The 24,023-nt window shown below is 69.0% G+C and carries 15 protein-coding genes; 13 read left to right on the top strand and 2 right to left on the bottom strand.

What is annotated here, in order from left to right; translation table 11 throughout:
- Nucleotides 1-102: 102 nt before the first annotated feature.
- From J7J50_RS00295 to J7J50_RS00255, 9 genes are all read left to right on the top strand, one after another.
- A complete protein-coding gene (locus tag J7J50_RS00295; RefSeq protein ID WP_215062867.1) occupies nucleotides 103-6,951 on the top strand; it encodes an Hpt domain-containing protein in 6,849 nt (2,282 codons plus the stop codon).
- A complete protein-coding gene (locus tag J7J50_RS00290) occupies nucleotides 6,944-8,962 on the top strand; it encodes a chemotaxis protein CheB (RefSeq protein ID WP_215058873.1) in 2,019 nt (672 codons plus the stop codon). Before J7J50_RS00295 ends, J7J50_RS00290 begins: the two co-directional genes overlap by 8 nt.
- Before the next feature lie 136 nt (nucleotides 8,963-9,098).
- The gene (locus tag J7J50_RS00285) at nucleotides 9,099-9,614 is read left to right on the top strand and encodes a chemotaxis protein CheW (protein ID WP_215058875.1); all 516 of its coding nucleotides are present in this window, start codon (nucleotides 9,099-9,101) and stop codon (nucleotides 9,612-9,614) included.
- A 35-nt stretch (nucleotides 9,615-9,649) separates the two neighbouring features.
- Nucleotides 9,650-10,732, top strand: coding sequence for a heparan-alpha-glucosaminide N-acetyltransferase domain-containing protein (locus J7J50_RS00280; RefSeq protein ID WP_343222409.1), 1,083 nt, complete (start codon nucleotides 9,650-9,652; stop codon nucleotides 10,730-10,732).
- Between the two features lie 839 nt (nucleotides 10,733-11,571).
- Entirely contained in the window at nucleotides 11,572-12,735 is a 1,164-nt protein-coding gene (locus J7J50_RS00275) for a porin (protein WP_215058878.1), read from the top strand.
- 76 nt (nucleotides 12,736-12,811) lie between these two features.
- Nucleotides 12,812-14,977 (top strand): ATP-binding protein, encoded by a 2,166-nt coding sequence (locus J7J50_RS00270; RefSeq protein ID WP_215058880.1) that lies wholly within the window; start codon nucleotides 12,812-12,814, stop codon nucleotides 14,975-14,977.
- A gap of 12 nt (nucleotides 14,978-14,989) precedes the next feature.
- Complete coding sequence (locus J7J50_RS00265) at nucleotides 14,990-15,361, top strand: response regulator (protein ID WP_215058882.1); 372 nt, start codon at nucleotides 14,990-14,992, stop codon at nucleotides 15,359-15,361.
- Nucleotides 15,358-15,819, top strand: coding sequence for a chemotaxis protein CheX (locus tag J7J50_RS00260; protein ID WP_215058884.1), 462 nt, complete (start codon nucleotides 15,358-15,360; stop codon nucleotides 15,817-15,819). Before J7J50_RS00265 ends, J7J50_RS00260 begins: the two co-directional genes overlap by 4 nt.
- Nucleotides 15,820-16,133: 314 nt before the next feature.
- A complete protein-coding gene (locus J7J50_RS00255; protein WP_215058886.1) occupies nucleotides 16,134-18,833 on the top strand; it encodes an ATP-binding protein in 2,700 nt (899 codons plus the stop codon).
- A gap of 43 nt (nucleotides 18,834-18,876) precedes the next feature.
- On the opposite strand, the gene J7J50_RS00250 is transcribed toward J7J50_RS00255, so the two are convergent.
- Complete coding sequence (locus J7J50_RS00250; protein WP_215058890.1) at nucleotides 18,877-19,614, bottom strand: 16S rRNA (uracil(1498)-N(3))-methyltransferase; 738 nt, start codon at nucleotides 19,612-19,614, stop codon at nucleotides 18,877-18,879.
- On the bottom strand, nucleotides 19,605-21,005 hold the full coding sequence (gene bioA / locus J7J50_RS00245) for an adenosylmethionine--8-amino-7-oxononanoate transaminase (RefSeq protein WP_215058891.1): 1,401 nt from the start codon (nucleotides 21,003-21,005) through the stop codon (nucleotides 19,605-19,607). The genes J7J50_RS00250 and bioA overlap by 10 nt, the downstream gene beginning before the upstream one ends.
- Nucleotides 21,006-21,097: 92 nt before the next feature.
- Between bioA and nudE the strand changes: the two genes are divergently transcribed.
- From nudE to J7J50_RS00225, 4 genes are all read left to right on the top strand, one after another.
- Nucleotides 21,098-21,700 (top strand): ADP compounds hydrolase NudE, encoded by a 603-nt coding sequence (nudE, locus tag J7J50_RS00240; protein ID WP_215058894.1) that lies wholly within the window; start codon nucleotides 21,098-21,100, stop codon nucleotides 21,698-21,700.
- Nucleotides 21,697-22,527: a 3'(2'),5'-bisphosphate nucleotidase CysQ gene (gene cysQ / locus J7J50_RS00235; protein WP_215058896.1), complete on the top strand. Its 831-nt coding sequence runs from the start codon at nucleotides 21,697-21,699 to the stop codon at nucleotides 22,525-22,527. The genes nudE and cysQ overlap by 4 nt, the downstream gene beginning before the upstream one ends.
- Complete coding sequence (mazG, locus tag J7J50_RS00230) at nucleotides 22,520-23,356, top strand: nucleoside triphosphate pyrophosphohydrolase (RefSeq protein WP_215058899.1); 837 nt, start codon at nucleotides 22,520-22,522, stop codon at nucleotides 23,354-23,356. Before cysQ ends, mazG begins: the two co-directional genes overlap by 8 nt.
- A 359-nt stretch (nucleotides 23,357-23,715) precedes the next feature.
- The gene (locus tag J7J50_RS00225) at nucleotides 23,716-24,021 is read left to right on the top strand and encodes a DUF962 domain-containing protein (RefSeq protein WP_215058901.1); all 306 of its coding nucleotides are present in this window, start codon (nucleotides 23,716-23,718) and stop codon (nucleotides 24,019-24,021) included.
- Nucleotides 24,022-24,023: the final 2 nt, after the last annotated feature.

Genomic DNA, 24,023 nt, shown 5'->3' with positions numbered 1-24,023 from the left:
GACATACGAAAGGGTTGTACCGAGGATGAAGCGTCCGACACATCGCTGGCTGAGCCATGGACCGCGTCTGCGATGCGGCCGCGTAGAAGGGCGGATCACGTCATGACCGCGCTGCGCGAAGCCATCGACACCACCACGCTGGGCTGGATCAAGCCCGAGCTGGACGAAACCCTGCGTCAGGCGCGGCAGGAGATCGAGGCGTTCGCCGAAGATCCCGCCGACACCTCGCGCATGCGCGTGTGCGCCAACCATCTGCACCAGGTGCACGGCACCCTGCGCATGGTCGAGCTGTACGCCCCGGCGATGGTCGCCGAGGAAATGGAGCGCCTGGCCGTGGCGCTGCAGCAAGGCGCGGTCCACGACCGCGACGAAGCCTGCGCGGCGCTGATGCGCGGCGTGGTGCTGCTGCCCGATTACCTGGAACGCCTGCAGGGCGGCCATCGCGATATTCCGATCGTGCTGCTGCCCTTACTCAACGAGCTGCGCGCCACGCGCGGCGAGTCGGGCCTCAACGAAAGCGTGCTGTTCGCGCCGAACCTCGACCGTCCGCTGCCGGCGCACCTGCCGCCGCCGCTGCCGGTCGGCGCCGCCGGCGGCCGCAACACCAGCGCTCCGCATCTGGCCTCGCTGCGCGACGCTCTGGCCGCATGGCCGGAAGACGGCGCGCCGGGCAACGCTTCGCAACTGGCCTCGGCCATCGACGGCCTGCTGGCCGACGTGGTGCTGGAACCGGTGCGGCGCATGCTGTGGGTCGCATCCTCCGTGGCCCACGCGCTGCGCGACGGCGCTCTGCCGCCGACCCGCGCGCTGCGCCAGGCCTTCGGCGGCGTCGAGCGCGAAGCGCGGCAGATGCTGGCCGACGACGGCTTCAGCGCGCCGCGCGGCGAGCCCGCCGCCGAGCCGACCCGCCAACTGCTGTATCACGTCGCCCACAGCGACGGCCGCCATCCGGCGCTGGACGACCTGCGCCAGACCTTCGAACTCGCCGCGCACCTGCCCAGCGAATCGGAACTCGAACACGCCCGCGGCAGCCTCAGCGGCCGCAATCGCGCCCTGCTCGACACCGTCGCGGCGGCGATCAAGGAAGACCTGCTGCGGGTCAAGGACGCGCTCGACCTGCACCTGCGCACCAACCAGACCGACCCGGGCGAACTGCGCCCGCAGGTCGAAGCCCTGGCCCGGGTCAGCGACACGCTCGGCATGATGGGGCTGGGCATGGCCCGCACCGTGGTGCTGCAGCAGCGCGAGGCCATGAGCGAAATCGCCGACGGCCGCCGCGCCGCCGACGAAGGCACCTTGCTGGATGTCGCCGGCGCCCTGTTGTACGTGGACGCCTCGCTCGACGACCAGGTCTCGCGCCTGGGCCTGCCCGACGACAAGGCCGAGGAAGACCTGCTCGCCGGCGAAGCGCGCAAGGTGCTCGACGTGGTCGCGCGCGAAGCCATCGCCAACTTCGGCGACGCGCGCCAGTCCTTCGTCGCCTTCGTCGAGACCAAGTGGGATCACGAAGAACTCATCGAAGTGCCGCGCGTGCTGGACGAAGTCGCCGGCGCCCTGCGCATGATCGAGCTGCCGCTGGCCGCCGATTACCTGACCGGCGTCAAGCGCTACACCGAAGTCGAACTGATCGGCCGCCGCCGCGTGCCCAGCGGCCAGCAGCTCGACACCCTGGCCGATGCCCTGGCCAGCCTGGAGTACTACCTCGAAGCGCTGCGCGAGCAACGCCCGAACCGCGACGACATCCTCGACATCGCCCGCCAGAGCCTGGAAGCGCTGCGCTACTGGCCGCTGCCGGACGTGGTCCGGGCCGAGCCGCAGGCCGAGCAAGCCGCGGTCTCCGCGACCGCCGAAGCCGCGCAGAAGCCGGCCGCCGCGCCGACGCCGCCCGCGCAGAACCAGATCCCCGCCGCCGCCGAATGGACCTTGTCCGACGTGCAGGCGCGCGAGCTGTCCACCTCGTCGGAACCGGTCGATGCCGAACACGGCGCCGCCCAGTACGCCTCGGCCTTCGACGCCGAGCCGAACCCGGCGCAGCCGCCGGCGCAAGCGGCCGACATCACCGAACGTGTCTCCGGCGGGCTGGTCAACAGCGCGCTGATGGAAGCGGTGCCGTCCTCGCCGCCGTCCTTCCTCGGCCAGTCGCAGCCCGCCCACGGCGGCTTCGAGACCGTGGACGACATCGACGACGAAGTGCGGGAAATCTTCCTCGAGGAATTCGAAGAAGAAATCGCCAACCTCGATCACCTGCTGCCGGCCTGGCGCGAAGCGCCGGAAGACTTGGCGCGCGTGCAGCCGGTGCGGCGCGTGTTCCACACCCTCAAGGGCAGCGGCCGCCTGGTCGGCGCGCGCACCCTGGGCGAATTCAGCTGGAAGATCGAAAACCTGCTCAACCGGGTGCGCGAACACGGCCGTCCGGCCAGCCCGCAGGTCATCGATCTGATCGAGAACGCGCATCGCGCACTGCCGGGCTTCTATGCCGCGCTGCGCAACGAAGCGCCGCTGAGCGTGGATGTGGCCGGCATCGAAGCGCATGCCGACCTGCTCGCCAGCGGCGAAGAAGCGTTCTACCAGGCGCCCGCGCCGGTGTCCGCCGAGCAGCCGGCCGAAGCCGCCGCGGCGCCGGCGATCGTCACCGAAGGCCCGTACGTGCCGGCCTCGGTCGATCCGGTGCTGCTGGAAATCCTCGACGGCGAAGTCGCCGGCCACCTCGTCACCATCGAGGCCTGGCTCGCCAGCGCGCAGGCCAAGCCGCAACTGGCCAGCGATCAACTGCAGCGTTCGATCCACACCTTGAACGGCGCCTTCGCGATGACCGAAGTGCCGGTCATCACCGACGTCACCGCGCCGACCGAAGCCTACGTCAAGCGCCTGCTCGCCAGCGGCGCGCCGGCCAGCAGCGAAGGCATCTCCGCGCTGGGCGCGGTCGCCGACGCGATCCGCCGCACGGTCGAGGCTCTGAAGTCGCCGACTCCGCACGTGCCGATGTTCCTCGGCCTGCCCGAACGCATCGCCGCGCTGCGCGACAGCCTGCCCGACGCGCGCTCGCCAATGATCGTGGAAGAGTTCGAAATCGAACTCGACGAATTGCCCGATGGCCAGGAGTTGTCCGAACTCACCGCCACCGATCTGAGCGCTTTCGAAGGCTACGATCTGCAGCGCGAGAGCGAAGACGGCCCGGCGCCGGCCCAGACCGCCACGCCCGCGTCCAACGAAGAAGCCTTCGAGATCAATCTCGACGAGCTGCCGGGCGAGCTCGACGCGCGCACCCTGGGTGCGTTGGGCCTGGGCTATCACAGCATCGAAAAAGCCCGCGTCGACGCCGAGCGCGCCGTCGCCGAACAGGCCGCGGCCGAACGCATCGCCGCCGAACAGGCGCAAGCCGCGCGTGCCCAGGCCGAACGCGCCGAAGCCGAGCGCGTCGCCGCGGAACAAGCGCAAGCCGCGCGTATCGCCGCCGAACAAGCCGCCGCCGCGCGCGCTGAAGCCGAGCGCGCCGAAGCCGCGCGCCTGGAAGCCGAACGCCTCGCCGCGGAGCAAGCGCAAGCCGCACGCCTGGAAGCCGAGCGTCTGGCCGCGGAACAGGCCGAAGTCGCACGCCTAGAAGCCGAGCGTCTGGCCGCGGAACAAGCCGAAGCCGCACGCCTGGAAGCCGAACGTCTGGCCGCGGAACAAGCCGAAGCCGCACGCCTGGAAGCCGAACGTCTGGCCGCGGAGCAAGCTGAAGCCGCGCGTCTGGAAGCCGAGCGTCTGGCCGCGGAGCAAGCCGAAGCCGCGCGTCTGGAAGCCGAACGCCTCGCTGCGGAACAGGCCGAAGCCGCGCGTCAGGAAGCCGAACGCCTCGCCGCCGAACAAGCCGAAGCCGCGCGCGTGGAAGCCGAGCGTCGCGAAGCCGAACGCCTGGCCGCCGAAGCGCAGGCCGCGGCCGAACGCCTCACCGCGGAGCAGGCCGAAGCCGCGCGCTTGCAGGCCGAGCGCCTGGAAGCCGAGCGCATCGCGGAAGAAGAGCGCCTGGAATACGAACGCCTGGAAGCCGAGTACGCGGCCGAAGCGCAACGCGTCGAAGTCGAGCGTCTGGCCGCCGAGCAGGCCGAAGCCGCGCGTCTGGAGGCCGAGCGTCTCGCTGCCGAGCAGGCTGAAGCCGAACGCTTGGAAGCCGAGCGCCTCGCCGCCGAACAGGCCGAAGCCGAGCGCATGGAAGCCGAACGCCTCGCTGCGGAACAGGCCGAAGCCGAACGTCTGGAAGCCGAACGCTTCGCTACGGAACAAGCCGAAGCCGAACGCCTGGAAGCCGAACGCCTCGCCGCGGAACAGGCCGAAGCACAACGCCTGGAAGCCGAGCGCATCGCCGCGGCCCAACGCGACGAAGCCGACCGTCTGCAGGCCGAATATCTGGAAGCGGCCAACAGCGAGCCGGACGAACTCGTCCAGGCCCATCTGCAAGACCTGGCCCGCGAAGCCGAAGCGGCCGCCGCCGCCGAAGCCGCGCAGGCCGCGCGCCGTGCGGCCGCGCCGAGCAGCGCCGTGGCCGGCATCTCCGCCGCGCTCGCGGCCGCGTTCGCGCAGGCCTCCAGCGCCGATCCGGACCCGGAAGCCTCGCTCGACCTGAGCGAGCTCGATCCGGAACTGGTCGATATCTTCGTGGAAGAGGGTGGCGACCTGCTCGACCACTCCGACGGCCTGCTCGCGCAACTGCGCGAAGCGCCGAACGAGCGCGAGCCGCTGGTCGGCCTGCAGCGCGATCTGCACACGCTCAAGGGCGGCGCGCGCATGGCCGGCATCATGGCCGTGGGCGAACTCGGCCACGTCATGGAATCGCTGCTGGAATCGGTGGTCGATAACCGCGTCGAACTCGGCCGCGACGGCATCGTCCTGCTCGAGCGCGGTTTCGACCGACTCCACGCGATGGTCACCCGGGTCGGCGGGCGCAAGGCGATCGCCATGCCCAACGCGCTGATCTCGGTGTTCGAAGCGCGCTCGCGCGGCGAAGCGCTGCCGGGCATGGCCGAAGGCTACGAAGGCGAGGGCGCGGCGCAGGCCGCGGCCGCCGATACCGGCGCGCTCAAGCCGCTGTCGGCGCCGATCGTGGACGCGCCGTTCGCGGACGAAGACGACATCGGCGTGCGCGCTCCGCAGGAACAGGTGCGCATCCGCGCCGACCTGCTCGACCGCCTCGTCAACTACGCCGGCGAAGTCGCGATCTACCGCGCCCGCCTGGAACAGCAGCTCGGCGCGTTCCGCGGCGCGATCGCGGAAATGGCCGCGACCAACCTGCGCATGCGCGATCAGCTGCGCCGCCTGGAAATCGAAACCGAAGCGCAGATCATCGCGCGCTACCAGCGCGAGGGCGAATCGGGCGACCAGTCCTTCGATCCGCTGGAACTCGACCGTTTCTCGACCCTGCAGCAGCTCTCGCGCGCGCTGGGCGAATCGGCGGCCGACCAGAACAGCCTGCAGATCACCCTCGACGATCTGACCCGCCAGTACGAAACCCTGCTGCTGCAACAGTCGCGCGTGAGCTCGGAGCTGCAGGAAGGCCTCATGCGCACGCGCATGGTGCCGTTCGATACGCTGCTGCCGCGTCTGCGCCGCGTGGTGCGTCAGGCTTCGACCGAACTGGGCAAGCAGGTCGCGCTGAAGCTGGAAGGCACCCAGGGCGAACTCGACCGCAACGTGCTCGAACGCATGACCGCGCCGCTGGAGCACATGCTCCGCAACGCGGTCGCGCACGGCCTGGAAAAACCCGAACAGCGCCGCGCCGCCGGCAAGCCGGAAGAAGGCACGGTGCGCATCGCGGTACGCCGTGAAGGTTCGGAAGTCGTGCTGGAAGTGGCCGACGACGGCGCCGGTCTCGACCGCGCCGCGATCCGCCGCCGCGGCGAAGAACGCGGTCTGGTCCGCACCGACGCGGTGCTGTCGGAAGCCGATCTCGACACGCTGATCCTGGAACCGGGCTTCTCCACCGCCGACGAAGTCAGCCGCCTCGCCGGCCGCGGCGTCGGCATGGACGTGGTGGCCAGCGAAGTGCGCCAGCTCGGCGGCACGCTCGACATCCATTCCAACCCGGGCAAGGGCGTTCACTTCACCCTGCGCCTGCCGCAGACGCTCGCGGTCACCCAGGCGGTGTTCGTGCGCATCGGCGACATCACCTTCGCCGTGCCGATCGCCTCGGTGCGCGGCGTCGGCCGCCTGTCGCGCGAACTGCTCGACGCGGGCGATGTGGCCTACCGCTACGGCGGCGAGGACTATCACGTCCACGATCTGGGCGTCCTGGTCGGCCATGCGCCGGCCAAGGCCGAAGGCCAGTTGCAGATGCCGCTGCTGCTGATCCGCTCCGGCGATCTGCGCGCCGCGGTCACCATCGACCAGGTCATCGGCAACCGCGAAATCGTGGTCAAGCCGGTCGGCCCGCAGGTCGCTTCGGTGCCGGGCATTTTCGGCGCGACGATCATGGGCGACGGCCGCGTGGTGGTGATTCTCGACGTCGCGCCGCTGGTGCGCCGCCGCGCCGCGCTGCTGCAGGACTTCGCCCTGAACGCGCCGCCGCCGCCGGTTCCGGCCGAAACCCGCCGCGTGCCGCTGGTGATGGTGGTCGACGACTCGGTGACCATGCGCAAGGTCACCGGCCGCGTGCTGGAGCGCCACAACTTCGAAGTGGTCACGGCGAAGGACGGCATCGACGCGCTTGAGCGTCTGGCCGAACGCGTGCCCGACCTCATGCTGCTGGACATCGAAATGCCGCGCATGGACGGCTACGAGCTGGCCACGCAAATGAAGGCCGACCCGCATCTGCGCGACGTGCCGATCGTGATGATCACCTCGCGTACCGGCGAAAAACACCGCCAGCGCGCGTTCGAGATCGGCGTCGAGCGCTATCTCGGCAAGCCTTATCAGGAGCCCGAATTGATCCGCAACGTGTTCGAACTGCTTGGAATTTCGCGTAGTCATGGCTGAAGCAGAACGTCGCGTAGTGTTGTTGGCGCGAGCCGGCGTCGCCTGCGAGCGCCTGCGCGGCGCGCTGGTGGAAGCCGGCGCGAACCTGGTGCTGGAAGGCGATCCGACCGTGCTCGATCCGGCCGCGCTGGATTCGGCCGATCCGGACGTGGTCGTGGTCGTGCTCGATCCGGCCGCCGAAGACGCGCTGGACCGGTTCGAGAACGTGCTGATCGATCCTTCGATCGAAGTGATCTTCGAGGAGGCCGAACTGGCCGCCTCGCGCGAAGGCTGGGACGCGGCGCGCTGGGCGCGCCACCTCAGCGCCAAGCTCAATCGTCACGACGACGTGCTGCCGCCGGGCCGCGAGCCGGAGCCGGAAGCGGCGCCCGTGCTGGTCGCGGACGGGTTCCAGCGCCCGCAATCCGATACCTCGCCGCTGGCGCAGGAACCGGTGGCGGCCGATGTCGGCCTGGTGCCGTTGCAGCAGGTCGAAGCGGCGGACGCATCGGCGTTCGGCGAGATCGAGGAAATCGAAGCGGTCGAGGCCTTCGAAGCGGAAAGCTTCGACGCGGCCGATGCCGGAGCGGACGATCTGCGTTCCAGTCCGGCGGCGACTTCCGCGCCGGTGTTCGATGCCGTTTCGGTCGAACCCGCGTCCGATCCTTCCTCGTTCGCCGCCGCCGAACAACTCGGCGAGCTGGCGCGCGTCGCGCCGACCGGCTCGGCCGGCGACCGCATCCTGTCCGAACCGCCGCCGTTGCCCGACGAAGCGCGCGAGTTCTTCGCCCGTCAGGCGCTCGGCACCGCCGCGCCGGGCGGCGACGCCGATTTCATCGAAATCGACGCCTATCCGGCCGACGGTGCGGTCGAAGAACTGACCGCGCAGCCGGTGGCGTTCGACGACAAGCGCGATGCGGATTTCGATTTCGAAGGCCTCACCCTGGAAGCGGCCGACAAGCAGTCGGCGGTGCCGGGCGAAGCGCAGCCGTATTCGCCGGCGGTCGATCAATGGGTTCAAGCCGACAGCGTCGACACCGGTCTGCCCGCGCTCGACGAAGCCGGCCTGGGCGACCTGGAAGTGTGGCGCGCGCCGGCGCCGAATCAGGTGCAGGAACTGGTCGATCTGGATGCCTCGTTCGCCGCCGAAGGCGCGCGCATCGATTTCGACGCGACCCATCGCGATTCCACGCCGATCGCGCCGATCGATTTCGACGACGGCCGCGGCGAGCGCCGCGACGGCGACGCGGAAAACTTCACCTTCGAGTCCGGCCTGGATTTCGACCTGAGCACCGAAGCCGCGCCGCTGGTCGATCGCATTCCGGCCGCGGCGGCGCCGCCGGTGCCGGACTGGTCCTTCAGCGACGAGGCCAGTCTGGTCAGCGCCGCCACCGGCCAGAGCGGCGCGCATGGCGCGGCCTCGGTGGGCAAGCACGATCTGGACGAACTAGAGCGCCGCATCTCCGGCCTGGAACTGGTCGATGACCGCTTGCCGGCCTCGACCCGCAGCGGCGCGGTGCTGGTGCTCGCCGGCATCGGCGGCCCGGATGCGGTGCGCCAGTTGCTCGGCGCGCTGCCGGAAAATTTCGATCGTCCGGTGCTGGTGCAACAGCGCCTGGACGGCGGCCGTTACGACAAGCTGGTCGCGCAGATGCAGCGCGCGACCTCGGTGCTGGTCAAGCTCGCCGAACCGGGCTCGCGCACCATCGACGGGGTGATCTACATCCTGCCGGCGGGCGTGGGCATCGAAGCGGGCGACAGCGGCATCCAGTTCGTCGAAGGCGGCGACGTGCTCGAGGCGCTGCCCGCGTCCGACAGCGCGGTGCTGTTGTTCAGCGGCGCCGATCCGGGCCAGGTCGATGCGGCGATGAAGCTGTCCGCGCACGGTGCGCTGATCGCCGGCCAGGCGCCCGACGGCTGCTACGACGCGGCCGCCGCCAGCGCGGCGATCGCGCGCGGCGCCGGTCACGGCCAGCCGGCCGATCTGGCGGCCAAGCTGGCGGCGCGCTGGTCCAGGCAAAGCCCGATCTGATCGCGCCGCGCGGCGACGCGCAGCGCGGCGTTGTTCCAAAGCGGTCGCCCGATGGCGGCCGCGACGCGTCAACCACCGGCTTCGTCCGTCGAAGCCTTCGCAACAAGCCGCGGCCGCCGCGGCGAGGATTCGCGCGATGTCGAACGAAAACCAAAACAGCGACTCCGCCGGCGACGCATCGGCGTCGGTCCAGACCGACATCCGCGGCGTGTTGATCCAGGTCGGCGGCGCCCGTCTGCTGCTGCCCAACGCGACCATCGCCGAGGTGCTGTCGTACGCGCCGCCCGCGCCGATCACCGGCGCGCCGCGCTGGCTGCTCGGCCAGACCCGCTGGCGCGGTTGGACCTTGCCGCTGATCGCGTTCGGCGAACTGTCCGGACTGGCGCGCGAACCCGGCGGCCTGGGCAGCAAGGTGGTCGTGCTCAAGGCGCTCAGCGCCGCCTCGCGCCTGCCGTATTTCGCCCTGCTGACCCAGGGCTTCCCACGCCTGGTCACGGTGGCCGCCGACAGCCTCACCCTGGAAGGCCGCGAAGGCGATGTCCTGCCGCACGGCGTGCAGGCGCGCGTGCGCCTCAACGACGATGCCGCGCTGCTGCCCGACCTGGAAGCGGTTGAGGCGATGATCGGCGAAGCGCTCGCGCAAGCGGCGTGAGTCCGGCGCCGCAGCACGGCGGCGCCACGTCGTCCGTGGCCGCGCCGGCCGCGTCCGTCAAACGCTATGCCTCGGTCGATGCGCTGCGCGGATTGACCGTCGCGGCGATGCTGCTGGTCAACGATCCGGGCGACTGGGACCACGTCTACGCGCCGTTGCTGCACTCGGCCTGGAACGGATTCACCCCGACCGATCTGGTCTTTCCGATGTTCTTGTTCATCGTCGGCGTGTCGATCGCGCTGGCGATGATGCCGCGCCGCGAAAACGGCGTGGCCGCCGCCGAGCTGCTGCGCCCGGCGCTGTGGCGCGCGCTGCGCATCGTTGGCCTGGGCCTGCTGCTGCACACGATCGCGATGTGGGTCACCGGCCACGAACACCTGCGCCTGCCCGGCGTGCTGCAACGCATCGGCCTGTGCTTCGCCGCCGCGGCGGTGCTGGCGCTGTACGTGCCGGCGCGCGCGCAGTGGATCGCCTTGTTCGCGTTACTGGCCGGCTACGCCGCGCTGCTCGCCGCCGGCGGCAGTTACGAACCGTTCGTCAACATCGCCAGTCGGTTCGACAGCGCGCTGTTCGGCGTGCACGTCTATCAGATCGATCCGGCGAGCGGCCGCGGCCACGATCCGGAAGGGCTGGTCTCCGCGCTCGGCGCCCTGGCCACGACCTTGCTCGGCCTGCGCGCCGGCGATTGGCTGCGTCGCGGCCAGTGGCCCGCGCTGTTGCTGGGCGGCGGCGTGTGCCTCGCCGCGGGCTGGGCGCTGTCGCACGCGCAGCCGATCAACAAGAACCTGTGGACGCCGGCCTACGTGCTGTGGGCGGGCGGCTCGTCGTGCTGGATTCTCGCGCTGTTCCATCGCCTGATCGACCGTGGCGGTTGGCCGCCGATCGGGCGCGCCTTCGGTGTCAACGCGATCGCCGCGTACGGCGGTTCGGCACTGATGTTGTATGCGCTGATCGGACTGGGCTGGCTGGAACCGGTCTATCGCCGCGGCTTCGCCGACTGGATGACGCCGCGCTTCGGTCCCTACCTGCCGTCGCTGGCGTTCGCGCTGGCCTTCGTCGCGTTGTGGTGGGCGGTGGTCAAGCTGCTCGATGCGCGGCGCATTTACTTCAAGATTTAGTCCGCGATCGCCGCGATCGCGTCGAACCGCGCCGCGTCTTCGCTAAGTTGTGCCGACGCTTGTTACTCAGCGTGCCGATCAACATGCAGCTCCCGCGCTCAAGATAAACATCATGTGATGTGCGTCACGTTTATCTGATCGATTCCGGCAAGTTTTTCGCTCTTTTTTCGTCATCCCGGCGGTCGGGCGCCGCGCCTCACCCGATTGGCGCACATCGCATGCCTCTCGATCGCTTCCGCCGTGCGCACGAACGTCGAGGAATGCAGCGCGCCCTCGGCGACGATCCGCTATCGCATTGAAGCGGCGATGTTCGCCGCGCGATCGCAGCCGACGCGGCCCCGCGCGCGGCGACCCATCATTACGATCCGGCAATGCATGCGCGATGTGCATGCGATGCACGCGATAGCCGTTTTACCTGCACATGCGATGTGGGTATCCGCCGCACTCCGGTTTTTTCCCGCTGGACAAGCTTCATTCGTCTCGCTATCGAAGACATGAAATCCGCGATGTGATGAGCAACACGCAAGTTGTTTCGCGGACCGATGAAAGGGGTTGGGGAAAGCAGGTAGGCAAGGCGCGGCGCGCCGCATCGATCACGACGGGCGGATCATCGACCCGCAGGGGTTTTCGCGATGCGAGCGCGCCGCGGGAAGCGACGATGGCATCGGCGCCGCGTTCGCGAACGACACGAACCGCGGGGTCGAGGCGAGCGGACAGCGCGCCGAGGCATGCGGCGATGCAGACAAGACATGACGTCGGCCCGGCCGCGGCGGTTAGTCGCGCCTTGCCGATACGCAAACGAGGGGCCGGCACGGCCGGAAAACACAGGGGAAGCAATTATGCGGATCAACACTGCGCTCGCCGGCGCGATGTCCTTGGCGTTCGCCACGACGGCTTATGCGGAAGCTCCGCAGTACAGCCTGCTGGGCGATTGGCCGGTCAAGCTGACCACCGATTCCGGAGTGGAGTTCGGGCTCAAGGGCAATGTGAATTACGACTACAACGAATTCGGCGACGACCGCCTGCCGTCCGGGGCCGGTCGCTTCGTCGATGACGATGCCTGGCGCCGGCAGGAACTCAACGCCTTCGCGCGCAAGCCGGGCGTATTCGAAATCGCGGTCGGTTACGACTTCAAGAGCAAGCTGTGGCTCGACAGCTTCCTGCGCCTGTCGAGCAAGGTCGGCGGCGATCTGCGCATCGGCCAGTTCAAGACGCCGGTCGGCTACGAGGAAAGCGCGGTCGGCTCCAACGCCGCCACCTTCATGGAGCGCGCGCTGCCGGTCGGCCTGATCTACCAAGGCCGCCGGCTCGGCGCGGACTGGACTTACGACAAACTCCCGGGCTGGTACTTCAACGCCGCGCTGATGAGCGGCGGCGACCTGCAGGGCGACAACGACGGCCGCACGCTCGGCGCGCGCGTGGTGTTCAATCCGCTCAAGAGCGACGCCGACGTGATCCATCTGGGCCTGTCGGCTTCCAACGAAAAGCGCGACGACGATCAGGCGCGCGCGCGGGTGCGGCCGGAGGCCAATCTGACCGATGTGCGCCTGGTCGATTCGGGCGCGCTCGGCCAGGTCGAGGCGATCAATCGCCAGGGCCTGGAAGCGATCTGGCGCCACGGCCCCTTGCTGGTGCAGAGCGAATACCTGCGCATGGGCGTGGATCGTTACGGCCGGCCCGACTACAGCACCGACGGCTATTACCTCGCCGGCTCGTGGGTGTTGACCGGCGAAGCGCGCCCGTACAAGAACTCGGGCTTCGGCAACCTCAAGCCCAGCCGCGCGTTCGGCGCGGTGGAAGTGGCCGTGCGTTATTCGCAGGTCGATCTCGACGATCGCGGCGTCTCGCTCGGCGGACGCCAGCGCGATTGGACGCTCGGCGTGAACTGGTACATCGGCCAGCACTTCAAGCTGCAGGCGAACTATGTCTGGGCCGACAGCAAGCGCCGCGGTCTGCAACTGGACCCGGACATCGCGCAACTGCGCATGCAGATCTATTTCTAGGCCTGATCGCGCGAGCACGGCCGGTCGGGTCCGACCGGCCGGCGCGTTCCAGCCAAGTCCACAGGGGGAAGCCACCATGCAACAGGCCAAGAGCAGCAGCTTCTGGAAGCGCTATTACATTCTGATCGTGGCGGTGAGCCTGTTCCTGCTCATCTCCGGCGCGTTGATCGCCGCCAGCCTGCTGCTGTCCGGACAGATCGCCCAGGGCACCCAGGCCCGCGACTTGAGCGGCGCGATGCGAAGCGCTTCGCAGATCGTGTTGCGTTCGATGCTGGAAATGGATCAGGACACCAAGAACGGCCAGCCGGTTTCGGCCGATCTGCGCGAAGCGCTGCGCAAGCGTTCGGAGCTGATCGACAACACGCTCAAACTGTTCCGCAACGGCGGCCGATTGCCGGGCGACAACAGCGGCGTGGCGTTCGACCTCGCCCTGGCCACGCCGGAGATGATCCAGACCGACGCCCAGCTCACCAAGGTGTGGGACCCGTACGAAACGCGGATCAAGGCGGTGTTGGCCGGGCCGAGCGTGGACCCGGCCCAACTGGCCTCGGCGATCCAGTACGGCCGCGCCAACAACACCGAGTTGTTCGACCTGATCAACAAGCTGGTCGCCGGTTCCCAGGGGATCATCGAACGAGCCAACACCCGCCTGACCCACGCGCAGAGCATCGGCGCGGGCCTGATTATGTTGAACTTCCTGTTCACCGCGCTGGTCGCGTTTCGCCGCCTGCTGGCCGGCGACCGCGCCGTCACCCAATCGCGCAAGCAGAACGACGACATCCTGGCGACGGTGAAGGAAGGCCTGTTCCTGGTGACCGGCGACTTCACCGTCGGCGAGCAGATGTCCCACTCGCTGCCGCAGATCATGCAGCGCAAGGTCGAGCCGGGCATGAACCTGATCGAAGTGCTGCGGCCGATGGTCGCGGCGCAGACGCTCGAAGCCACGCGCGACTACCTGGGACTGCTGTTCGGCAAGCGGGTGAAGGAAAACCTGGTCGCCAGCCTCAACCCGCTGTCGGAAGTGCCGGTGGCCGGCGGCAGCGACGGCCGCGGCCAGCCGCAGTCGCGCTACCTCAACTTCCAGTTCAACCGCGTGCAGGAAAGCGAGGACACGGTCTATCTGCTGGTGACGGTGTCGGACGCGACCGAACGCGTGCGCCTGACGCAGGAAATCACCGCCGCCAAGACCCGCACCCGCGAGGAAATGGAAGCGTTGCTGCGCGTGCTGAGCCGCGAGTCGAGCGAGGTGCGCCTGTTCCTGCATCGCATCGGCGTGGTGCTCGAACGCGTCAACGACGACCTGCGCCAGGCCGCCGCGCGCCGCACCGGCACCGATTACGGCGAACTGGTCAACGCGATCTTCCGCGACGTGCATTCGCTCAAGAGCGAGGCGGCGGCGCTGGGCCTGGAGATGATCGAGGCGCTGGCGCATACCTTCGAAGCCGATCTGATCGGGCTGCGCGATCGCGGCAGCATCGAGGGCGCCGACATGGTCAAGATGACCGTGCATCTGGACGACATGTTCGAATGCGTCGCCACCATCCGCGATTTCCTCGACCGCATCGGCGGCGGCCGCGACGCGGGCGCGGCCAAGAGCGCGGCCTCGCCGTCGCAGCGCGCCGTCGAGGGCTGGAACACCCTGGCCGAACGCATCGCCCGCGAGCAGGGCAAGCAGGTTCAGCTGGACATGCAGTTGCAGGCTTTCGACCGGGTGCCGGGCGAAGCCTTGAACGCCTTGCGCACGATCGGCCTGCAATTGCTGCGCAACGCCGTGGTGCACGGCATCGAGACCATGGACGAGCGCCGCGCGGCGTCGAAATCGCCGGTAGGCACGGTCAGCTTCCGCAGCGAAGACCTCGGTACGCGCCAGATCGAACTGGTGGTGCGCGACGACGGCCGCGGCATCGACGCCCGGCGCGTGCGCGAGGCGCTGGCCGCGACCGGCCAGTATTCGGCCGAGCGGCTGTCCTCGCTGAGCGACCGCGAGGTGATCATGAAAATCTTCGAGCCGGGCGTGTCCACCTCCAGCCAGAACAGCGACCGCGACGCCGGCCACGGCGTCGGCATGGATCTGGTGATGAAGCAGGTGCGGGCGATGTCGGGAACGATCTCGATGGCGACCAAGGTCGGCGCCTACACCGAGTTCCGCATCCGCCTGCCGGTGGCCGAGATCAAGCCGGCGCCCGAGGCGGCCGCGGCCGCCGCGCCGGCCGATCCGGGCGAGTTCCAACTCACCTTCTGACGAGTCCAGATCATGATGAAGCTTTTGATCGTCGACGATTCCAACGTGATCCGGCAGCGCATCGCGCGCCTGGCCGGCGACACCCGCTTGCCCGGATTGGAAATCGTCGCCCAGGCCCACAACGGCGCCGAGGCCTTGAACATGTTCGTGCGCTATCGACCCGACGTGGTGACGATGGACCTGACCATGCCGGAAATCGGCGGCGTGGAATGCACCGAGCAGATGGTCGCCATCGACGACAACGTGAACATCCTGGTGGTGTCGGCGCTGAGCGACAAGACCACCGCGATCAGCGCGCTGAAGAAGGGCGCGCGCGGATTTCTCTACAAACCGTTCACCGACGACCAACTGGTCGAAGCCTTACTGGAGATGCTGCCGCAATGAGCGACCTCAACGAAACCGAAATCAAGGTCTTCATCGACGCGGTGACGAACTATTTCAACCAGCTCACGCAGGAGGCCGCGGTGGTGCGCGGCGCGTTCCTCGACGACAACAGCGGCACCGTGCCGGTGTACGACTACAGCGGCCAGATCGCGATCAGCGGACAGTTCCGCGGCACCATCACGGTGTCGGCGCCGCGCGCGATGATCCGCCACCTGTTGCTGGCGCTCAACGAAAGCGATCAGTCCGACGCCAACCTGCGCGACACCGTCGGCGAGTTGGCCAACACCCTGGCCGGCAACGCGCGCAAGCACTTCGGCGGCGATATGGAGATTTCTGTGCCCAGAACCGCGGCCGGCGCGATCGGCAACTCCGGATCGCGCAAGCGGCCGTACGTGATCATGGTGAGTTGGAAAACCTATAGCGCCTCGCTGGTGGTCGATATCGAACGACTCGACTGAGCCTGCGTGGGCGAAAGGTTCGCGAAGGCGGCTCCGGCCGCGCGGGAGCATCGCCGCGGCGCCAACACCCCCTGAACCATCGGCGCCGCGATGGTCCGTGTTCCGTGGGTCGGGGCCGTCCTTCGCGATCTTGATCGGAACCCGGGCGATGTGGGCGCGTCGCAAGCGGAGCGATGGCCGGGTCGCGCGATTCGCCTGCCGGGACGCGGCGGGCGCGGGGGAGGGATGCGCAAGGGCGAGGCGAGCGGGTCAGGCGAGCGTTTGATCGGTGCGCCGGCGGTTTCAGGTTCCCGGTCGCGCGGGAGGAGCGGGAAATGTCCGATACGATGAAAGGCGTCCGCATGCGCTATGCGCGGTTGTTGGGCGTGGTCGCCGCGATCGCGCTCTGCGCCGCGGCGATGGCGGGGGCGGCGGTGGGTTTGATCGCGCGGGACGCGGACAGCGCCGGGCTGTTCGGAATCGTCGGCGATGGCCCGCGGATGATGTTGATCGGCGCCGGACTGTCGCTGCTGGCGGCGGTCGCGTATCTGGTCCTGGGACCGCTGCGGCGCTTGTACGCGCACGAGCGCGAGCAGGCGGTCTGGCGCGAACTGACCGAGGATGCGTTGCGCGCGGTGCCGGACGGACTGTTCCTGATCGATTCGAACTTCATCATCCGCGATCCGGTCTCGCCGGCGCTGCTGCAGGTGCTGCAGCGCAAGCTGTGGCCGGGCATGGATCTGATCGAAGTGCTGCGGCCGATGCTCGCGGAGGAAACCCTGGAGGCGACGCGCGCCTACCTCAAGCTGCTGTTCGCCGAACGCGCGCGCGATCGCCGCATCGCCGCGCGCAATCCGCTGGCCGAGGTGGTATTCGCCGGGCCGCCGTCGCGACAGGCGCAGGTGGGGTTCCGCTTCGATCGGGTCGAGCGCGACGGCGCGGCTCAGTATCTGTTGGTGAGCGTCGGCGACATCGGCGAGCGCCTGCGCCTGGGCAAGGAACTGGCCGGCGCCAAACTGCGCCTGCGCGCGCAGCTCGAAGGCCTGGCGCGCGCCTTGGGTCACGACAGCGCGCGGATTCGCGCCTGTTTGAATCACGGCGACGCGGCGGTGGAACGGATGCGCGTGCGATTGCAGCGCCTGTGCATGGCCGCGGACATGGACGAACGTCTGGCCTCGTATCGCGCGCTGATCGCCGATGCGCAGTTGCTCAAGCGCGAGGCCGGCGAGATCGATCTGGATCTGATCGAAACGCCCGCGCATTGCTTCGAACTCGATCTGGTCGAGCTGAGCCATCGGCCCGAGTTCGGTCACGAGGATGCGCGCCGGCTCGGCGCGGAGGTGGAGTATCTGGGCGAGCGCATCGGCACGATGCGCGAGTTGTTGGTCCAGATCGACGGCAGAGCATCGGCGGCCGTGGTTGCGGGCGAGCTTGCGCCGTTGTCGGTCGAGGCGAGGCAGGCCTCTGCGATCGAACCGACCTTCGCGCAGGCGACCGCGCCGCACGCCGCCACGCCGACGCTCGCGCAGGCGTCGATCGATGCGGCGACTGCGCGCGGATCCGATGAGCCCATCGCCGCCGACTTCGCGCCGCCTCCGGCATCGGCATCGGCATCGGCATCGGCGTCAGCACCCCAAGCCGGATCGCACGACGATCCGGAGCATGGCCAACTCACCGGACACATTTCGATAGGCGGCAGCGCCGCCGCCATCGCGGGCGGCCCGGAACGCGCGGCGGCTTTTCTTGAGCGCATGCAGTCGCGCATCCCCGCGCGGGTGAGCGGCTCGGAGCCGCCGCAAGCGCCGCGATCGACATCGCCCGCGCCACCGGCGCAACCGCCGCTTGTGCGAGCGGGCTTGCCCGTGCGGCCGGTACAGACCACGCAACCCGATCAGCCATCGCAACTGTTGCCAACGCTCGCGGCTGCATCGCCGAAGATCGAATCGCGGCCAAATCCCACGCCGCAACCCCACCCGTCGCAGGCGTGGATGAACCCACTCGCCGCGTCCGCCAGCACCGCCGAAGCCGGCTCGCGTTCGCCTGCGAACGAGGCTTCGGCTCAGCCGCAGGCATCGCCAACCCCGCCGACACCAGCGCCCGCGGATACCGACGCTGGGATCGCTCCGGCCGCCACGCCGTCCGTCGAGTCGTCGCCTTCGATTGCGATCGAATCCGCAGACCCGCTCACGCCCGTCGCTCCGATAACCAGCGCGCCGGGTAAGGCTGTCGTCGAAACATCGAACAACGCAATACCGATCAACGCTTCGACCGCGACGACCACACCAATCGCCAACCACGACACCAGCGCGACGACGCACGCCGATATCGAGCTGACCATCGATCCGGCCTCCACGTGCGCGAACGCGACGGCCGACGATCCGGCCAAAATCGCCGCCCCCGCCTTCGACAACGGCGCCGAAGAAGCCTTCGCACTGGTGCCGCTGCTGGCGCTGTCCGGCGGCGACATGGTGCTGTCGTCGTCGAAGGCGGCATTCGCCGACTGGGCCGCGCACGCGCGGCAACTGGCCGGGCAGCAGAGCAAGTCGGTGCGGGTCGAGGCGGTGCTGGATCTGTTCGAGCAATTGCCGGAGCCCACGGTCGCGGTGTTGCGCGAGGTCGGCAAGGAACTGGTCGCCAACGCGGTCACGCACGGGATCGAATCGATGTCGATGCGCCGCCGGGTCGGCAAGGACCCGGTCGGCGTGGTGCGGCTGGCGCTCAGCCGCGAGGAATCGGTCTGGCAGTTCGTCGTGCGCGACGACGGCCGCGGCATCAATCTGGTGCGCTTGCGCGCGGCGTTGCTGCGAGAGGGCCGCTATCGCATCGACGTGGTCAGCCGCATGAGCGAGCGCGATGCGATCCTGAAAATCTTCGAGCCCGGCGTGACCACCGCCGCCAGCAGCGAAGGCGGCAGCGGCCTCGGCATGGGCCTGCCGGCGGCGATGGAGCGCATCCGCGGCCTGGGCGCGCGCATGGCGCTGGCGACGGTGGCGGGGAAATCGACCGAGTTGCGGATTCGCTGGACGCAGCGGTGAAGCTTATCGGCGATCGCGGAGCCGCCGCGATCGCCGCCGCGGCTCAGGCCAGATCGCCGAAGCGCGCCTGCAGCGCCGCGATCGCCGCCAGTCCGGCGGTTTCGGTGCGCAGGATGCGCGGGCCCAGCCGCAGTCCCTGGAAACCGGCATCGCGCAGTTGCTGACGGTCGAGCGGCGACCATCCGCCTTCCGGGCCGATCGCCAGCAGCACCGGCGCATCGCCGGCCAACGCGAGCGTGGCGAACGCCAGCTCGCCGTCCGGGTCGAGGATCAAGCGCGCGCCGCCGGCCGGCAACGCCGACAGCACCGCCGCCAGCGCCCGCGGCGCGGCGACTTCGGGCACGCAGGCGCGGCCGCTTTGTTCGCAAGCAGAAGCGACCACGCTGCGCCAATGCGCCAGACGTTTTTCCGCGCGCGCTTCGTCGAGCTTGACCTCGCTGCGCTGCGACCACAGCGGCAGCACCGCGCTCACGCCGAGCTCGGTGGCCTTCTGCAGGATCAGGTCCATCTTCTCGCCGCGCGCCACGCCCTGCAGCAGATGCAGGCGCAGCGGCGATTCGCGTTCGACCTCGTGCGCGGAGTCGATCCGCACCCGCACTTCGCGCTTGCCCAGCGCGCTGATCTGGCCGTGGTAGTCGCGGCCGTCGCCGTTGAACAACACGCAGGCGTCGCCGACTTCGTGCCGCAGCACCCGCGTCAGGTGAGTGGCCGGGCCTTCCGGCAATACGACTTCGCTGCCGGGCGCGAGCCGCGCATCGACATGGACTCGGGTCAGGCGCATGCGTCGGCCTCCTGCACGGCGTGGTCGATCGCCGCGCGGGTGGTCGCGGCGAGCAGTTGCAAGGCTTCTTCGTCGATCGAATACGGCGGCATCCAGTACAAGATATCGCCCAGCGGCCGCAGCAGCACGCCGCGTTCCAGCGCGGCGCGGTAGGCGCGCAGGCCGATGCGCTGGGCCGGGTCGAAGCCCTTGCGCTTGTCGCCGCCACGGCTGAGTTCGAAGGCGACGATCATCCCGGCCTGGCGCACGTCGGCGACGTGCTCGTGATCGGCGAAGGGCGCGGCCAGTTCGCGCATGCGTTCGGACGTGACGCGGTTGCGCGCGATCACCTCGTCGTCGCGGAAGATGCTCAGGCTCGCCAACGCCGCCGCGCACGCCAGCGGATTGCCGGTGTAGCTGTGCGAATGCAGGAACGCGCGTTCGCGCGAGTCGTCGAGGAAGCCGTCGTAAATGTCCTGCGTGGTCAGCACCGCCGCCAGCGGCAGCGCGCCGCCGGTCAGGCCCTTGGACAGGCACAGCAGATCGGGCATCACCCCGGACTGCTCGCTGGCGAACATCGTGCCGGTGCGACCGAAGCCCACCGCGATTTCATCCGCGATCAAGAACACGCCGTGCTCGTCGCACAGTTCGCGCGCCAGCTTGAGATACAGCGGGTCGTGCATGCGCATGCCGCCGGCGCACTGCACGCGCGGCTCCAGGATCAGCGCGCAGACTTCATCGGCATGGCGTTCGAGCAGTTCGCGCAAAGCCTGCGCGGCCCGGCGCGCGCGGTCGGCCGGGCTTTCGCCGGGTTCGCACAAGTAGGCGTCGGGCGAGGGCGCGAAGATCGACTCGGCCAGCAGCGGCGCGTAGATGCGCCGGTACAGCGGAATATCGCCGACCGCGAGCGCGCCCAGGGTCTCGCCGTGATAACCGTTTTCCAGGGCGATGAACTTGGTCCGGCCATCGACGCCGCGATTGCGGAACCAGTGGAAGGCCATCTTCAGCGCCACCTCGACCCCGGCCGAGCCGTTGTCGGCGTAGAACACCTTGCTCAGCGGCGCGCGCCCGTCCTGGCGCGGCGCGATCGCGAGCAGGCGCTCGGCCAGCTCGACCGCGGGCGGGTGCGAGCAACCGGCCAGGATCACGTGCTCCAGCGTCAGCGCCTGGGTGGCGATGGCCTGGGCGATGCGCGGCTCGGCGTGGCCGAAAATATTCGTCCACCAACTGGAAATCGCATCCAGGTAGCGTCGTCCGTCCTGGCCGATCAGCCAGGGCCCGCGGCCGCTGGCGATCGGCAGCAAGGGCAGCGTGTGGGGATGCTCGCGCATCTGCGTGCAGGGGTGCCACAGCACCTTCAGGTCGCGTTCGCGCCAGGAGTCCGCCGCGGCGATGCCCGGCTCTGTTAGCATCTGTGGGTCGTGAGTGATCTCTCGCATCCCCCTATTATCGTGCCTTTCCGCTCTTTGCTCATGCCCGGATCGCTAATGCTCGCAGGCGCGCCATGAGCCGACGGCTGCCGATCATCCACAGCGTCACCGAGCACGAGGCCGGTCCGTACCGGATGGAACTGCTCGACCTGGAATTCTCCAACGGCGAGCGCCGCCGCTACGAACGCCTGCACGGCCGCAATCGCGCCGCCGGGCCGGGCGCGGTCATCGTCGTGCCGATGCTCGACGCCGACACCGTGCTGCTGGTGCGCGAATACGCCGCCGGCGTGCATCGCTACGAGCTGGGCCTGGTCAAGGGCCGGATCGACGCCGGCGAGGACGCGATCGAGGCGGCCAACCGCGAACTCAAGGAGGAGGCCGGCTACGGCGCCCGTTCGCTGACCGTGCTGCGCTCGCTGACCCTGGCGCCCACCTACATGAGCCATCAGGCCCATCTGGTGCTGGCGCGCGATCTCTACCCCGAGCGCTTGCCCGGCGATGAGCCGGAAGAGCTGGAAGTGGTGCCGTTCAAGCTCGACGACCTGCATCAGTTGATCCTGCGCGAGGACTTCTCCGAAGGCCGCAGCATCGCCGCGCTGTTCATCGCCCGCGAATGGCTGCGCAACGGCGAGCCGTCGCCGCCCGAAGCCGGCGCCGGCGGCGAGTCGTCGCCATGAGCCTGGTCGCGGGTCTGAGCGATCGCGAATTGACCGAAGGCGCGATCGACATCGCGCGCGCCGCGGCCGCGGCGATCCTGGTGGTCTACGACGGCGAGTTCGAAGTCGAACGCAAGGCCGACGCCTCGCCGGTGACCGCCGCCGACATGGCCGCGCATCATGTGATCGTCGATGGGCTGGCGCGGCTGACCCCTGACATCCCGGTACTGTCGGAAGAATCCGCCGACGAGGTCGATCTGGCTCAGCGCCGGCAGTGGTCGCGCTTGTGGCTGGTCGATCCGCTCGACGGCACCCGCGAGTTCGTCAAGCGCAACGGCGAGTTCTCGGTCAACCTGGCCTTGATCGAAGACGGCGTGGCGGTGTTCGGACTGGTGCTGGCGCCGGTCGGCGGCGCGCTGTGGTACGGACAGCGCGGCGGCGCCGCGTTCCGCCGCGACGGCGACCTCGATACGCAAGTGCACGCGCTGGTGCCGCCCGCGCAGCCGCTGCGCGTGGCCGCCAGCCGCTCGCATCACAGCCAGCGCAGCGACGATTTCATGGTCCGCGCCCATCGCGAGGCGGCCGGCGGCATCCGCATGGTCAGCCTGGGTTCGTCGTTGAAGTTCTGCCGCATCGCCGAAGGTTCGCTGGACTTGTATCCGCGTTTCGGGCCGACCAGCGAATGGGACACCGCGGCCGGGCAGTGCGTGCTGGAAGCCGCCGGCGGCGCGCTGCTGGACCCGCGGGGCCGGCCGTTCCGTTACAACCAGCGCGAGCATCTGCTCAACGGCGATTTCATCGCGCTGGGCGATCGCGCGTTGCCGTGGAAGGAGTGGCGAGATGGCTGAGGTATTGAATCTGCCGCCGGGCATCGCCGGCCTGATCGAGATCATGGCGCGCCTGCGCGATCGCGAGCGCGGCTGTCCGTGGGATATCGAGCAAACCTTCGCCACGATCGCGCCGTACACGATCGAGGAAGCCTACGAAGTCGCCGACGCGATCGATCGCCAGGATCTGGCCTCGCTGAAGGACGAACTCGGCGATCTGCTGCTGCAGGTGGTGTTCCAAGCGCGCATGGCGCAGGAGCAGGGCGAATTCGCCTTCGACGACGTGGTCGCGGCGATCAGCGACAAGATGCTGCGCCGGCATCCGCACGTGTTCGGCGACGCCAGCGTCGAGGACGCCGATGCGCAGACCGTGGCCTGGGAAGAGCTCAAGCGCCGCGAGCGCGAGGCCTCGGGCGAAGCCGACACCTCGGCGCTGGCCGGCATCGCCCGCGGCCTGCCGGAGTGGCAGCGCGCGGTGAAACTGCAAAAGCGCGCGGCTACGGTGGGATTCGACTGGCCCGAAGTGACGCCGGTGATCGCCAAGCTGCACGAGGAGATCGACGAAGTGCGCGCCGAGTTCGACGCGGTCGCGGCCGCGCCCGGCGATGCCGCCGCGCGCGACCGGCTGGAGGACGAGATCGGCGACGTGCTGTTCGTCTGCGCCAATCTGGCCCGTCACGGCAAGGTCGATGTCGGCAGCGCGCTGCGCCGGGCCAATCTCAAGTTCGAGCGGCGTTTCCGCGCGATGGAACTGCTGGCGGCGCAGGATGGTTTGTCCCTGGCCGAGTTGCCGCTGGAGGGGCAGGATGCGTATTGGGACAAGGCCAAGCGGGCCGAGCGCGGCGAGTGAGTGGGTGGCTCAGGGTTGTGGCGAGTTCGTCGCTACCTGAGCCGAAAGCATCGGGCCTGAAGGCCCTCCCACAACAAACCTCGAAGTTGCGAGGGTGGTTGAATCCCTCCCACAATAAACCTCGCGGCTTCGAAGTCTTCTGTGGGAGGGCCTTCAGGCCCGATGCTTTCCGATCAACCCACCGCGAATCCCGCAACAGGCCCACATGGATCAGGCACCCCGCCGACCGGCTTGAAGCCTCCCGCCCGCAGGCGCAGGATCGGCCCATCGCCCGCCGAGTCCGCCGCATGCAGTGCTACCGCCACGCCCCCGGCCGCCGCGCGAGCGGGTCCGGGGACACCGCGAACAGGAGACACCCGATGGCCAGCCGCTTCGCCAGCTTCAGCGAGTTCTATCCTTTTTATCTCAGCGAACACAGCAACCGCACCAGCCGGCGCCTGCATTTCATCGGCAGTTGCGGGGTGCTGATCCTGTTCGCGCTGGCCCTGGCGCAGGCGCGGCCGTGGCTGTTGCTGGCGGCCTTGCTCTGCGGTTACGGCTTCGCCTGGGTCGGACATTTCTTTTTCGAGAAGAACCGGCCGGCGACGTTCAAGTACCCGTTCTATTCCTTCGCCGGCGATTGGGTGATGTTCAAGGACATCCTGACCGGGAAGATCAGGTTCTAGGC

This window comes from Lysobacter sp. ISL-50, assembly GCF_018612875.1.
In the GTDB taxonomy this organism is placed as follows: domain Bacteria; phylum Pseudomonadota; class Gammaproteobacteria; order Xanthomonadales; family Xanthomonadaceae; genus Lysobacter.
This window is presented reverse-complemented; position numbering and strand designations above follow the sequence as displayed.